This is a genomic window from Streptomyces roseolus, assembly GCF_014649855.1.
GTDB classification, from domain to species: Bacteria; Actinomycetota; Actinomycetes; order Streptomycetales; family Streptomycetaceae; genus Streptomyces; species Streptomyces roseolus.
Window position 1 is genome coordinate 51,195 of record NZ_BMTV01000002.1, and the last position, 13,466, is coordinate 64,660.

The following is a 13,466-nucleotide window of genomic DNA, read 5'->3' on the forward strand; positions in this document are numbered from 1 at the left end:
CCTTTCCTCCGTGCCCCGTCTGTCTGAAGTCATCGCCGAGCTCGACGCCCTCTGGCCGCCCCAGCGGGCGGAGCAGTGGGACGCCGTCGGCACCGTCTGCGGCGACCCCGACGCCGAGGTGGCCCGCGTCCTCTTCGCCGTCGACCCCGTCCAGGAGATCGCGGACGAGGCCGTCGCCCTCGGCGCCGACCTGATCGTCACCCACCACCCGCTCTACCTGCGCGGGACGACGACGGTCGCGGCCGGCCACTTCAAGGGCCGCGTCGTGCACACGCTGATCAAGCACGACGTCGCGCTGCACGTCGCCCACACCAACGCCGACACCGCGGACCCCGGCGTCTCCGACGCCCTCGCCGGCGCGCTCGACCTGCGCGTCACCGGGCCGCTCGTCCCCGAGAACAACCTCGGCCGGATCTGCGAGCTCGACCACCCGGAGACCCTCGCCGCGTTCGCGGCCCGCGCCGCGAAGCGGCTGCCCGCCACCGCGCAGGGCATCCGGGTCGCCGGCGACCCGGACATGACCGTCCGCCGCGTCGCCGTCAGCGGCGGCTCCGGCGACAGCCTCTTCGACGCGGTGCGCGCCGCCGGAGTGGACGCCTTCCTCACCGCGGACCTCCGCCACCACCCCGTCTCCGAGGCCACCCAGCACTCCCCGCTGGGCCTCGTCGACGCCGCCCACTGGGCCACCGAATGGCCCTGGTGCGAGCTGGCCGCCGCCCAGCTCGACGAGATCTCCGACCGCCACGGCTGGGACCTCCGCGTCCACGTCTCGAAGACGGTCACCGACCCCTGGTCCTCCCACCACACTTCCTCTGGAGCCCCCAACTGAACGCCGCGCCCGCCGACCAGATCCGCCTCCTCGACGTCCAGGCACTGGACGTCCGCCTCCAGCAGCTCGCCCACAAGCGCAGGGCGCTGCCCGAGCACGCGGAGATCGAGGCGCTGACCAAGGACCTCACCCAGCTGCGCGACCTGCTCGTCGCCGCGCAGACCGAGGAGAGCGACTGCGCCCGCGAGCAGACCAAGGCCGAGCAGGACGTCGACCAGGTCCGCCAGCGCTCCGCCCGCGACCAGCAGCGGCTCGACTCCGGCGCCGTGTCCTCCCCGAAGGACCTGGAGAACCTCCAGCGCGAGATCACCTCGCTCGCCAAGCGCCAGGGCGACCTGGAGGAGGTCGTCCTGGAGGTCATGGAGCGCCGCGAGTCCGCGCAGGAGCGCGTCGCCGAGCTCACCGAGCGCGTCGCCGCCGTCCAGGCCAAGGTGGACGACGCCACCGGCCGCCGCGACACCGCCCAGGCCGGCCTCGACGAGGAGGCCGCCGGCGTCGCCAAGGAGCGCGAGGTCGTCGCGGGCACCGTCCCCGCCGACCTCCTCAAGCTGTACGACAAGCTCCGCGAGCAGCAGGGCGGCGTCGGCGCGGCCCGCCTCTACCAGCGCAAGTGCGAGGGCTGCCACATCGAGCTCAACATCACCGAGCTGAACGAGGTCCGGGCCGCCGCGAAGGACGCGGTCGTGCGCTGCGAGAACTGCCGCCGGATCCTGGTCCGCACGGCGGAGTCCGGCCTGTAATGCGCGAGCTCGTGGTCGAGGCGGACGGCGGCTCCCGGGGCAATCCCGGGCCCGCCGGCTACGGGGCCGTCGTCCTCGACCCGGCCACGGGCGAGATCCTCGCGGAGGCCGCCGAGTACATCGGCGTCGCGACCAACAACGTCGCCGAGTACAAGGGCCTCATCGCGGGCCTCCGCGCCGCCCTGGACCTGGCGCCCGACGCCACGGTCCGGGTCAGGATGGACTCCAAGCTCGTCGTCGAGCAGATGTCCGGCCGCTGGAAGATCAAGCACCCGGACATGAAGCCGCTCGCGGCCGAGGCGTCCCGCGCCTTCCCGCGCGACCGCGTCACCTACGAGTGGATCCCCCGCGAGCGCAACAAGCACGCCGACCGCCTGGCCAACGAGGCGATGGACGCGGGCGGGCGCGGCGAGCGGTGGACTCCCCGCGACACCTCCGCGGCCCGGGTGGCGGCCGCCCTGCCGCCGTCGGGCCCCCCGGGCGACGCGGCGGCCGGAGCGGCCCGCGCCAGGGCGGCCCTGTCGGCCGCCGCCGGGGCGCCTGCGACGGCGGGCGGCGCCACGGCGCTCGCGGCCGCCGCCGGGGCCGAGGCCGCTCCGGCCGCGGGCAGTCGTTCCGCGGGGCACGGGGGCGCCCCCTCCGGGGGAGGGTGGGCGCAGCCCCCGGTGCCGGGCACCGTCGCCGAGGACCCGTCCGCCGCCGAGCCCGTACCGGCCGCGCCCGCACAGGGGCCCGCGCCCGCAGAGGGCCCCGTACCGGCCGTCGCGGGCCCCGTACCGGACATGGCCGCCCCCGCCACCTTCGTGCTCCTCCGGCACGGCGAGACCGCGCTCACCCCCGAGAAGCGGTTCTCGGGGAGCGGCGGGTCCGACCCCGAGCTCTCCGAGGCGGGCCGCCGGCAGGCCGCCGCCGTCGCCGACGCGCTCGCCGCCCGCGGCACGATCCAGCACATCGTCAGCTCCCCGCTCACCCGCTGCCGCCAGACCGCCGAAGCCGTCGCCGCCCGTCTGGGCCTGGACGTCGTCATCGAACAGGGGCTCCGCGAGACCGACTTCGGCGCCTGGGAGGGCCTCACCTTCGCGGAGGTCCGCGCGCGGTACCCGGAGGACATGGACGCCTGGCTCGCCTCCCCGACCGCCGCCCCCACCGGCGGCGGCGAGAGCTTCGCCTCCGTGACCCGCCGCGTCGCCGCCGCCCGCGACCGCCTCGCCGCCGCCCACGCGGGCCGCACGGTCCTCGTCGTGAGTCACGTCACGCCCATCAAGACCCTCGTCCGGCTGGCGCTCGGCGCCCCGCCCCCGTCCCTGTTCAAGTTCGAACTGTCGGCCGCGTCCCTCTCCGCCGTCGCCTACTACGCCGACGGCAACGCCTCCGTACGCCTCCTCAACGACACCTCCCACCTCCGCCGGTAGCGGCCGGCGCGCAATTCCCTGGCGCCGTCGGCCGTCCCCCCGTCACCATCCGGGTATGAGCTGGCACTTCACCACCGACCCCGCCGCGTTCCTGGCCGCCGCGGGCCCGCACCTCGCCGCCGAACCGGCCCGCAACACCGCCGTGCTGACCACGATGGACACGGCGGGACTCCTCGGCTGGTGGACCGGCCCCGACGGCACCACCGCGACCGGCGTCCTCGTCGCCTCCCCGTCCGCCGAGCTCACCTTCGGCGTGCTGCCCGTGGCGGCGGCCACCGCGCTGGTCCTGCCGGACGGCGCGGGACCGGCCACGCTGCGCGGGGAGACGGCGCCGGTGGAGGCGTACGCCGCCGCCACCGGCCGTCCCTGGGAGCCCGTCATGGGCATCCGGCTCTTCCGCCTCGGCGAGCTCACCCCGCGGGACCCGGCACCGGCCGGCCGCGGCCGGCCCGCCCGCACGGCGGACCTTCCGCTGCTCGGCGACTGGACCGCCGACTTCGCCGCCGTCCACGGCTACGCGCCCCAGGACGACTACACGGACTTCCTCACCGAGCGGATCACCGAGGGCCGCCTGCACGTCTGGGAGGCCCCCGACGGCCGTCCCGTGGCGATGGCCGCCCGCTCGCGCACGGTCGCGGGCCAGTCGCGCGTCCACCTCGTCTACACCGCGCCCGCCGAGCGCGGCCGCGGCTACGCCGCCGGCGTCACCGCCGCCGTCAGCCGCGCGGCGGCCGCCTCCGGCGCGGCGGAGGTCGTCCTCTTCACGGACCTCGCCAACCCCACCAGCAACGCCCTGTACCGGCGCCTCGGCTACCGCCCGGTCGCCGACCACCTGGGCATCCGCTTCACGAACGGCTAGGCCGCCTCACGAACGGCCGGAGAGCCCCGCCGCCTCCCGCGCCAGGGCCTCCACCCGGTCCCAGTCGCGGGCGGCGAGGGCGTCCGGCGGCAGCATCCAGGTGCCGCCGACGCAGGCGACGTTGGGGAGGGCGAGGTAGCCGGGCGCCGAGGCGGCCGAGACGCCGCCGGTCGGGCAGAAACGGGCCTGCGGCAGCGGGCCCGCGAGGGACTTCAGGTACGGGACGCCGCCCGCCGCCTCCGCCGGGAAGAACTTCAGCTCCGTGACGCCCTCCTCCAGGAGCGCCAGCACCTCGGAGGCGGTCGAGACGCCCGGCAGGAACGGCACGCCCGACTCCCGCAGCGCCCCGAGCAGCCGCCCCGAGCACCCCGGGCTCACCAGGAACCGCGCCCCGGCCCGTACCGCCCCGGCCGCGCCGGCCGCCGAGACCACCGTCCCCGCGCCGACCACCGCGCCCGGCACCTCGGCCGCGACCGCCCGCACCGCGTCGAGCGCGGCGGGGGTGCGCAGGGTGATCTCGATCAGCGGCAGCCCGCCGGCCACCAGGGCCCGCGCCAGCGGTACGGCGTCGGCGGCGTCCTCCACGACGACGACCGGGACGACGGGGGCGTGCGGGGCGAGCGCGAAGAGACCGGGGGTGCGGGACATGGCCTCATCCTGACCGGCGGCGTCACCCCGCGCAACGGTCGTTGCGGAGAATGCAACGACCTCAGTGGATCTCGTCCACCAGCACGTCCAGGGTCCCCGCCTTGGCCCCCGTCTCCACCACGTACCCCAGCTCCCGCAGCGCCTCCACCAGCTCGTCCGGCGTGCCCGGCGCCGCGCCCGACTCCAGCAGGCCGCGGACGATCCGGCCCTTGGTCGCCTTGTTGAAGTGGCTGACGACCTTCCGGGTCGGCGCGTGCAGCACCCGTACCGTCGCGGTCCGCGCCGCCACCTCGCCCTTCGGCTTCCACGCCGACGCGTACGCCGACGAGCGCAGGTCGAGCACGAGACCGTCCCCGGCCGCCTCCGGCAGCACCGAGGCCATCGCGCCCCGCCAGTGCGCCCCCAGCGCGCCGAGCCCCGGCAGCTTCACCCCCATCGAGCAGCGGTACGACGGGATCCGGTCCGTCACCCGCACCGCGCCCCACAGCCCGGAGAAGACGAGCAGCGCGTCCCCGGCCCGCTTCCGGGCCGCCGCGTCCAGCGTCGCCAGGCCCAGCGCGTCGTACAGGACGCCGGTGTACACCTCCCCGGCCGGACGGGCGCCCGCCGTGCGCAGCTCGACGTTCTTCGCGACCTCGCCCCGCAGCCCCTCGCTCAGGCCGAGCACCTCGCGCGCCTTCTCCTCGTCGGCGGCGCACAGCTCGACCAGCTCGTCCAGGACCGCCGCCCGCGCCTCCGCGAGTCCCGGCAGGGACAGCGACTCCGGCTTGAGCGGCGCCCCGGACCCGGAGGGTGCCTTGCCTTCGGAAGGCGGCAGCAGCACGAGCACGGTGGTTCTCCTTCACGTACGACACGAACGGGGATGCGGCCCCGACAAGCCAGCGTACGAGGTGCCGGGCCCCCTCCCGCCCCCTACGCTCGGTGGCATGCCCCGACGCCACATCCACGTGACCGGCGCGGCGGAGGCTCCGCTGCGGGCCGCGCTGCGCGCCCTCCGCACCGAGCTCGGGGTGCCGGCGGGGTTCCCGGCCGACGTGCTCGCCGAGGCCGAGGCCGCCGCGAAGGCCCCCCGCCTCCCCGCGTACGACGCCACCGACCTGCCGTTCCTCACCATCGACCCGCCCGCCTCCACCGACCTCGACCAGGCCATGCACCTGGCGCGGCGGGCCGACGGCGGCTACCGCGTGCACTACGCGATCGCCGACGTCGCCGCCTTCGTCGCCCCCGGCGGGGCGATCGACGCCGAGGCGCACCGGCGGGTCCTCACCCTCTACTTCCCCGACGGCAAGGTCCCCCTCCACCCGCCGGTCCTCTCCGAGGGCGCCGCCAGCCTGCTGCCCGGCGAACCCCGGCCCGCGCTCCTCTGGCGCATCGACCTCGACGCCGAGGGCCGCCGGGTCGCCACCGACCTCCGCCGGGCCCTCGTCCGCAGCCGCGCCAAGCTCGACTACGCCACCGCGCAGCGGCGGATCGACTCCGGCACCGCCGAGGAACCCCTCGCCCTGCTCCGCGACATCGGCCGGCTCCGCGAGGAGCGCGAGATCGAGCGCGGCGGGATCTCCCTCGACGTCCCCGAACAGGAGATCGTCGAGCTCCCCGGCGACCACGCCTACACGCTCGCCTACCGGGCGCCGCTGCCGGCCGAGAGCTGGAACGCGCAGATCTCCCTGCTCACCGGCATGGCCGCCGCCGACCTGATGACCGCCGCCGGCACCGGCGTCCTGCGCACCCTGCCGGTCGCCCCCGACGGGGCCGTCGCCCGGCTGCGCCGCTCCGCCGAGGCGCTCGGCGTCGACTGGCCGCACCACGTGCCGTACGCGGAGGTGGTCAGGAACGCCGATCCCACCGATCCCCGCCAGGCCGCCTTCCTCCAGGAGTGCACCACCCTGCTGCGCGGCGCCGGCTACACCGTCTTCACCGACGGCCGGCTGCCCGACCCGGCCGTGCACGCGGCCGTCGCCGACGAGTACACCCACTGCACCGCCCCGCTGCGCCGGCTCGTCGACCGGTACGCCTCCGAACTGTGCGTCGCCGCGGTCGCCGGCACCGAGCCGCCCGCGTGGGTGCGGGCCGCGCTGCCCGGCCTGCCCGACACCATGGCCGCCGGCTCGCGCCGCGCCAACACGGTGGAGCGGGAGTCGGTCGACATCGTGGAGGCGGCGCTGCTCGGCGACCGGGTCGGCGAGCTCTTCGACGCGTACGTGATCGACGTCAAGGAGCGCGAGCCGTCCGTCGGCACCGTCCACCTCGACGACCCGGCCGTCGTGGCCCGCGTCGAGGGCGGCGCGGCCCCGCTGCCGCTGGGCCGGTGGCTGCGGGTCAGACTGTCGGAAGCGGATCCCGGCCGGGCGAAGGTCCTGTTCGCCCCGGCGTGACGGCGTCGCGGACGGCCTCGTACAGCGCCCCGGGGTCGTCGGCGTGCAGCCGGACGACGGAGACCTGCCGGACCCCGCCGAGCAGCCCGACCACGTCCACCGGCGCGCTCAGCTCCAGGGTCACGGAGGTCTGCGAGCCGACCGCGAGGTTCAGCTCGCCGTCCGCCTTCTCGTGGGTGAAGCGGTTCTCCCGGCGGACGGCCGCGATCCGCTCCAGCGGCACGTCCACGTCCACGTGGGCCGCCTGCCGGACCCGCAGCCGCCCGCCGCCCAGCACGTGCGGCCGGGTCACGGAGGCGGCGTGCAGACCGAGCACGAAGAGGACCGTGTAGACGTCGAGGACGAGCACGACCGCGTGCACCACCGGCAGCCCGGCCAGCAGCCACGACATGCCGACGGTCTCCACGAGGCAGACGAAGGCGAAGCCGTACATGAGCGCGGCCTGGTCCCGCGCGTGCGGGAAGACGCCCTCCGCGCCCGCCGTCCCGTGCGGCCGCCGCGCCACCCACCGCCCCAGGGCCGCCATCAGCGCCAGCTCGTGCCCGATCAGCCGCAGCACCCGCTCCGGTACGAGCTCCGCCAGCGCCTCCCGCCGCGTCAGCCCCCGCCGCCGCAGCCGCACCCACACGACCGCCTCGGCGGCGAGCAGCACGACCATCACCAGCTCCGCCCCGCCGAGCACGGCCCCCGGCATCCGCACCCCGCCGAGCAGCAGCACGAAGACCACCAGCTCGGCGGGGAGCGCGGCGTACGCGACCGCGCGCAGCACCCGCAGCACGGGCCCCCGCTCACTCCCCGCCATGCTCGCCACCTCCCTCGAAACGTTCCGCCACCAGGGCGATCCCCCGGCGCACGGCGGCCGCCTGCGCGGGCGCCAGATCGGCGAAGAAGACGTCGGCGAGCCCGCCGGACCCCTCCGCCGGCAGCTCGAAGCGGCCGATCCCGTCCGGCAGCGCCCCGGCGAGCGCCCGCGCGGCCTCCTCGACCCGCGGATCGTCCACGGCGGCGTCCGCCAGCGCGTCGAGCAGCCCGTACACCTCCGCGGCGCTCCCGGAGACCTCGTGCATCAGCCCCATCAGCCGCGCCCGCTCCTCCGCCGGCACGACCGTGTCGAGCAGGGCGAGGATCTCCCGGTCCTTCACCGCCATCGGCGACTCCGGCAGCTCGCCGACCCCGGCGAGCAGCGCGGCCAGTTCCGGCGACACCGGCCCCTCGGCGGTCAGCCGCCCGGCCCGCGCCTGCGCGAGGAGCCCGGCGAGCCGCGCCCGCCGCTCCCGGATGACGTCCTCCTGCCGGGCGAGGTCGGCGTCGAGCTCCTCCAGGACCTCCACGACCTCCCGGCCCGCGTCGTCGGCGAGCACGTCCCGCACCTCGTCGAGCCCGAGCCCCAGCTCGGTCAGCCGCCGCACCCGCGCCAGCAGCACGGCGTCCCGGACGCCGTACTCCCGGTAGCCGTTCGGCAGCCGGGCGGGCTCGGGCAGCAGCCCCAGACGGTGGTAGTGCCGCACCGCCCGGGGCGTGACCCCGACGAGCGCGGCGAGTTCGCCGATACGCATGCCCCCCAGTAGAAACCCTGACGCTACGACAAGGTCAAGCGCCGTCCGTTCCGGCGGGTAGCATGGTCGGCACGGCAGACGAGCCGGGCGGGCGGCCGCGTGGAGATCCCTGGATCTCCCCGAGGAACGTCCGGGCTCCACAGAGCAGGGTGGTGGCTAACGGCCACCCGGGGTGACCCGCGGGACAGTGCCACAGAGAACAGACCGCCGGGAGCTTCGGCCCTCGGTAAGGGTGAAACGGTGGTGTAAGAGACCACCAGCGCCTGAGGTGACTCAGGCGGCTAGGTAAACCCCACCCGGAGCAAGGTCAAGAGGGGACACCCCGGTGTCCCTGCGCGAATGATCGAGGGCTGCTCGCCCGAGTTCGCGGGTAGACCGCACGAGGCCGGTGGCGACGCCGGCCCTAGATGGATGGCCGTCGCCCCGACGACCGCGAGGTTCCGGGGTACAGAACCCGGCGTACAGCCCGACTCGTCTGCCCCTTCCCAGGGCCCCCGCGGGGCCCTCCTCCCTGTCGCGGGTCCCCTCCCTGTCGCGGGTCCTCAGAGCAGGACCTCCACCGTCCAGTGCGGGGCGCGGTCGTCGGTGCGGATGACGATGGGCTTCGGAGCCGGGGAGGGGTCCTCGAAGAGGTCGCGGCCGAGGGCGAGGCCGCCCCTGGAGAGGACGTACGTGCCCGTGACGAGGGTGGCGAGGCCGGTGACCGTGACCGCGCCCTCGGGGGTGACGCGCTGGAGGCGGAGGACCGAGGCGGGGGAGTCGTCGGGGCGGACCAGGACGGGGGCGCGGTCGGTGCCGGGGGCGGTCACGCGGTCCTCGGTGCCCTTGACGGTGAGGCGGAAGCCGCCGTCGGCCTCGCCGAGCGCCCACTCGGCGGTGCGGTGCTCGTCGACCGGGAAGGCGACCAGCCTCCCGTCCAGGACCCCGACCGGGGCCCCCTTCGCGTACAGCTTGACGATCCGGTCGTGCTCCGACATCGCTCCTCCAGCGGGAAGGCGGGCTTGGGGTCCCCCCGATACTGCCCGGGGCGCGCCCCCGGCCGCCGGAGGCTGCCGGGGGGCTCGCCCGACTGGCCCATCCCCGGCGCGGGAGCGGGGCGCGTCGCCGTCCGGCGGGTACGGGTGGGGCATGGACATTCCCGTGGACCGGCTCACCGAGCCCGCCGTGCGCGCCTTCGTCACCGCGCTGAACGCCAACGACCGTGCCGCCTTCGACGCCGCCCTCGTGCCCGGCGCGACCATGGCCGACGACGGGACCGAGCGGGACCTGCGGGAGTGGACCGAGCGGGAGGTGTTCTCCTCGAACGGCCGCATGGTGGTGGAGAGCGAGGACGACGACGGCCTCTTCCTCGTCGCCACCTACAGCAACGACACCTGGGGCGCCATGCGCACCGCCTGGCGGTTCACCGTCGAGGACGGGAAGGTGGCCCGCTTCGAGACCGGTCAGGTCCCCGTGGAGTGAGCCGTCAGCCGCGGCCGATGTAGGGCATCGTGGTGGCCATGACCGTGGCGAACTGGACGTTCGCCTCCAGCGGCAGGGCCGCCATGTGGACGACCGTCGCGGCCACGTCCGCCGCGTCCATGACCGGTTCCACCGCCAGTTCGCCGTCGGCCTGGAGGATGCCGGTCCGCATGCGGGCCGTCATCTCCGTGGCCGCGTTGCCGATGTCGATCTGGCCGCAGGCGATCCGGTACGGGCGGCCGTCGAGCGACAGCGACTTCGTCAGGCCCGTCATCGCGTGCTTCGTCGCCGTGTACGCGATCGAGTGCGGGCGCGGCACGTGCGCGGAGATCGAACCGTTGTTGATGATGCGGCCGCCCTGCGGGGACTGCTCCTTCATCGCCCGGAAGGCGGCCTGCGCGCAGAGGAACGCGCCCGTCAGGTTGACGTCGACCACCGACCGCCAGGTGTCGTAGGACAGCTCCTCCACCGGCGTGCCGCCGCCCGCGAACGTCCCCGCGTTGTTGAAGAGCAGGTCGACGCGGCCGAAGCGGTCCCGCACCGCGTCGAAGAGCTCCGCCACCGCCTCCGGTGAGGTCACGTCCGTCGGGACGACGAGGGTACGGCCCTCCGCGAGCCCCCGCGCCGTCTCCTCCAGGGGCGCGGCCCGGCGGCCCGCCAGCGCCACCGACCAGCCCGCCTCCGCGAGGGCCCGCGCCACTTCCCGGCCGATGCCCGAACCCGCTCCCGTCACCACCGCGACGCCCATGCCGAACCGCCTTCCCAGCCTCGTGTCGCTCCCGGCCGGGCAGCGTACGCCAGACGCGTGCCCCATGAACTCATCCGTCCGACACGTGGATGACCTGTCCCCGACAAGGGGATGTCGCCCCGCCCCCCTCGAATACCGACGGACACCAACCGTCAGGGGAGGGGCACATGACACCCGCACCGAGCAGCACACCGGCCCACGGCGAGGAACTCCGCGCCGCCGCGCGCCACTTCGGCCGCCGCCGGTTCCTCACCACGGCCGGCGCCGCCGCCGCGCTCGCCTTCGCCACCCAGCTGCCCGCCGCCGGCACGGCCGCCGCCGCCGAGCTGGACGGGCGCCGGATCACCGAGGACCCGTTCACCCTCGGCGTCGCCTCCGGCGACCCCCTGCCCGGCTCCGTCCTGCTGTGGACCCGGCTCGCCCCGCGCCCCTTCGAGCCCGGCGGCGGCCTCCCGGCCGAACGCGTCTCCGTCCACTGGGAGCTCGCCCGCGACGAGCGCTTCACCCGCACCGTCCGGCGCGGACGCGCCACCGCGCACCCGGAGTTCTCCCACACGGTGCACGTCGAGGTCGAACACCTGGAGCCGGGCCGGGAGTTCTTCTACCGCTTCCGCGCCGGGGAGTGGGTGAGCCCGGCCGGGCGGACCCGCACCGCGCCCGCGCCCTGGGCCCGGCCCGCGGAGCTGCGGCTCGGCGCCGTCTCCTGCCAGGCGTACCACGACGGCTACTTCACGGCCCACCGGCACCTGGCAGAGGAGGACCTCGACGTCGTCCTCCACCTCGGCGACTACCTCTACGAGTACGCCGTCAACGCCACCGGCGGGGCCCGCGCCCACACCGACCGCACCCTCCCCGCCGTCTTCAACCGCGAGACGGTCACCCTGGAGGACTACCGGCTCCGCTACGGCCTCTACAAGACCGACCCGGACCTGAGGGCCGCGCACGCCGCGCACCCCTTCGTCGTCACCTGGGACGACCACGAGACCGAGAACAACTACGCGGGCGGCACCCCCGAGAACTCCGTCCCGCCGGAGGAGTTCCTGCTCCGCCGCGCCGCCGCCTACCGCGCCTACTGGGAGCACCAGCCGCTGCGCCGCCCCCAGCTCCCCGAGGGCCCGGACATGAGGCTGTACCGGCGCCTGGACTTCGGACGGCTCGCGCGGTTCGACATCCTCGACACCCGCCAGTACCGCTCCGACCAGGCGTACGGCGACGGCTGGCAGGTCCCTGGCCCGCTCTCCGAGGACCCGGCCCGCACCATGACCGGCGCCGCCCAGGAGCGGTGGCTCCTGGACGGCTGGCGCGCCTCCGACGCCCGCTGGAACGTCCTGCCCCAGCAGGTCGTCTTCGCCGAGCGCCGCGACCGCCCCACCGCCGACTTCAAGGTGTCCATGGACTCCTGGGACGGTTACCCGGCCTCCCGGCGGCGGATCCTCGCGGGCGCCGAGTCCGCCGGGGTGGAGAACCTGATGGTCCTCACCGGCGACGTCCACGTCGGCTACGGCTTCGACCTCAAGGCCGACTTCCGCGACCCCGGCTCGCGGACCGTCGGCACCGAGATCGTCGCCACCTCGATCTCCAGCGGCAAGGACGGCGCCGACCGCCCCGCCAACTACGACAAGCTCATGCAGGCCAACCCGCACCTGAAGTTCTTCAACGGCCGGCGCGGCTACGTCACCGTGACCCTCGGGGAGGAGAGCGCCCGCGCCGACTTCCGTACGGTCCCGTACGTGACGACGCCGGGCGCCCCGGTCACCACCGCCGCCTCCTTCGTCACGGAGGCCGGCCGGCCGGGCCTCACACCCGCGTGAGCTCGGCCTCCTGCGGATAGCGGACGCCGACGCGGTCCCGCACCGCGTCGAGCGTCCGCATCACGGCGAGCGTGCCGTCCAGCGGGACGAGCGGCGACTCGGTCTCCCCGGCCCGCAGGCAGCGCATCACCTCGGCGGCCTCGTGCCGCAGCGAGTGCGGGTCGTCGGCGTTGGTGAACTCCTCGGGCTCGGCGCCCTCCCGGTACAGGGTGAACCGCTCGGGGAAGAAGAAGCCGCGCGGCACCTCGATGCGGCCCTTCGTGCCGGTCACGGCGGCGGTCAGCGGGGTGTCCGCCTCCAGCGAGCAGGACAGCAGCGCCGAGGCGCCCGAGTCCGACCAGCCGAGCAGCATGCCCGTGTTCAGGTCCACGCCCTCCGGGGAGATCCGCGCGTGCGCCTGCACCGCGTCCGGCTCGCCGAGCAGCAGCTGGGCGAAGGAGACCGGGTAGACGCCGAGGTCGAGCAGGGCGCCGCCGCCGACGGCCGGGTCCCGCAGCCGGTGGCCGGGGCCGAAGGAGCCCGCGAGGCCGAAGTCCGCCTGCACGGTCCGCACGTCCCCGATCGCGCCGTCCCGGACCAGCCCGGCGAGCCGCCGGATCAGCGGGTTGCAGTACATCCACATGGCCTCCATGAGGAAGAGGCCCCGGTCCCGGGCGAGGGCGACCAGCTCCTCCGCCTCCCGGGCGTTCAGCGTGAAGGCCTTCTCGCACAGGACCGCCTTGCCCGCCTCCAGGGCGCGGCCGGCCGCCTCCCGGTGGGCGTGGTGCGGGGTCGCCACGTACACCACGTCCACCTCGGGATCGGCGAAGAGGCCGTCCCAGTCGCCGTACGCCCGCCCGATCCCGAACCGGTCGGCGAAGGCCCGAGCCGACGCCTCCGTGCGGGACGCCACCGCCACCACCTCGGCGCCTTCGAGCTCCGCCAGGTCCGTCACGAACCGTTCGGCTATGCCGCCGGTCGCGAGCACGCCCCACCGCACCACGTCGTTCACGTCGTCCACGTCCGTCCACCCCATGGGTCTCGATCG

The 13,466-nt window shown here is 75.6% G+C and carries 14 protein-coding genes and 1 other RNA gene; 8 read left to right on the forward strand and 7 right to left on the reverse strand.

The features are described 5' to 3' along the window. Positions 1-10: 10 nt before the first annotated feature. Genes IE245_RS02315 through IE245_RS02330 form a run of 4 tightly spaced genes read left to right on the forward strand, consistent with a single transcriptional unit; the run spans position 11 to position 3,840 of the window. Entirely contained in the window at positions 11-829 is an 819-nt protein-coding gene (locus IE245_RS02315; protein WP_189944955.1) for a Nif3-like dinuclear metal center hexameric protein, read from the forward strand. After that, entirely contained in the window at positions 826-1,569 is a 744-nt protein-coding gene (locus IE245_RS02320) for a zinc ribbon domain-containing protein (RefSeq protein WP_189945261.1), read from the forward strand. The genes IE245_RS02315 and IE245_RS02320 overlap by 4 nt, the downstream gene beginning before the upstream one ends. After that, the gene (locus tag IE245_RS02325) at positions 1,569-2,981 is read left to right on the forward strand and encodes a bifunctional RNase H/acid phosphatase (RefSeq protein ID WP_189944956.1); all 1,413 of its coding nucleotides are present in this window, start codon (positions 1,569-1,571) and stop codon (positions 2,979-2,981) included. Before IE245_RS02320 ends, IE245_RS02325 begins: the two co-directional genes overlap by 1 nt. A 55-nt stretch (positions 2,982-3,036) precedes the next feature. Then, positions 3,037-3,840: a GNAT family N-acetyltransferase gene (locus IE245_RS02330; protein WP_189944957.1), complete on the forward strand. Its 804-nt coding sequence runs from the start codon at positions 3,037-3,039 to the stop codon at positions 3,838-3,840. A 6-nt stretch (positions 3,841-3,846) separates the two neighbouring features. Here IE245_RS02330 and eda read toward each other — a convergent pair whose 3' ends face one another. Beyond that, positions 3,847-4,488: a bifunctional 4-hydroxy-2-oxoglutarate aldolase/2-dehydro-3-deoxy-phosphogluconate aldolase gene (gene eda, locus IE245_RS02335; RefSeq protein ID WP_189944958.1), complete on the reverse strand. Its 642-nt coding sequence runs from the start codon at positions 4,486-4,488 to the stop codon at positions 3,847-3,849. 61 nt (positions 4,489-4,549) lie between these two features. Beyond that, positions 4,550-5,317, reverse strand: a complete 768-nt coding sequence (gene yaaA, locus IE245_RS02340; RefSeq protein ID WP_189944960.1) for a peroxide stress protein YaaA — start codon at positions 5,315-5,317, stop codon at positions 4,550-4,552. Between the two features lie 97 nt (positions 5,318-5,414). Between yaaA and IE245_RS02345 the strand changes: the two genes are divergently transcribed. Then, entirely contained in the window at positions 5,415-6,863 is a 1,449-nt protein-coding gene (locus tag IE245_RS02345) for an RNB domain-containing ribonuclease (protein ID WP_189944962.1), read from the forward strand. On the opposite strand, the gene IE245_RS02350 is transcribed toward IE245_RS02345, so the two are convergent. After that, positions 6,808-7,665, reverse strand: coding sequence for a hypothetical protein (locus IE245_RS02350; protein ID WP_189944964.1), 858 nt, complete (start codon positions 7,663-7,665; stop codon positions 6,808-6,810). The genes IE245_RS02345 and IE245_RS02350 overlap by 56 nt on opposite strands. Next, positions 7,652-8,419 carry a MerR family transcriptional regulator gene (locus IE245_RS02355; protein ID WP_189944966.1) on the reverse strand — a complete coding sequence of 256 codons (768 nt, stop codon included), beginning with the start codon at positions 8,417-8,419 and terminating at the stop codon, positions 7,652-7,654. Before IE245_RS02355 ends, IE245_RS02350 begins: the two co-directional genes overlap by 14 nt. Before the next feature lie 79 nt (positions 8,420-8,498). Here IE245_RS02355 and rnpB point away from each other — a divergent pair. Then, positions 8,499-8,897, forward strand: an RNA gene (rnpB, locus tag IE245_RS02360) — RNase P RNA component class A. Between the two features lie 64 nt (positions 8,898-8,961). Here the strand turns inward: rnpB and IE245_RS02365 are convergent. After that, positions 8,962-9,396 carry a ricin-type beta-trefoil lectin domain protein gene (locus IE245_RS02365; RefSeq protein WP_189944967.1) on the reverse strand — a complete coding sequence of 145 codons (435 nt, stop codon included), beginning with the start codon at positions 9,394-9,396 and terminating at the stop codon, positions 8,962-8,964. 151 nt (positions 9,397-9,547) lie between these two features. Between IE245_RS02365 and IE245_RS02370 the strand changes: the two genes are divergently transcribed. Further along, positions 9,548-9,880: a nuclear transport factor 2 family protein gene (locus IE245_RS02370; RefSeq protein ID WP_189944970.1), complete on the forward strand. Its 333-nt coding sequence runs from the start codon at positions 9,548-9,550 to the stop codon at positions 9,878-9,880. Between the two features lie 4 nt (positions 9,881-9,884). Here the strand turns inward: IE245_RS02370 and IE245_RS02375 are convergent, their stop codons facing one another. Next, complete coding sequence (locus IE245_RS02375) at positions 9,885-10,628, reverse strand: SDR family oxidoreductase (protein WP_229851045.1); 744 nt, start codon at positions 10,626-10,628, stop codon at positions 9,885-9,887. A 167-nt stretch (positions 10,629-10,795) separates the two neighbouring features. On the opposite strand from IE245_RS02375, the gene IE245_RS02380 reads away from it, so the two are divergent. After that, positions 10,796-12,439 carry an alkaline phosphatase D family protein gene (locus tag IE245_RS02380; protein ID WP_189944974.1) on the forward strand — a complete coding sequence of 548 codons (1,644 nt, stop codon included), beginning with the start codon at positions 10,796-10,798 and terminating at the stop codon, positions 12,437-12,439. Here IE245_RS02380 and IE245_RS02385 read toward each other — a convergent pair. After that, positions 12,426-13,454 carry a Gfo/Idh/MocA family protein gene (locus IE245_RS02385; RefSeq protein ID WP_189944975.1) on the reverse strand — a complete coding sequence of 343 codons (1,029 nt, stop codon included), beginning with the start codon at positions 13,452-13,454 and terminating at the stop codon, positions 12,426-12,428. The two genes, IE245_RS02380 and IE245_RS02385, sit on opposite strands and share 14 nt — an antisense overlap. Between the last annotated feature and the right edge of the window lie 12 nt (positions 13,455-13,466).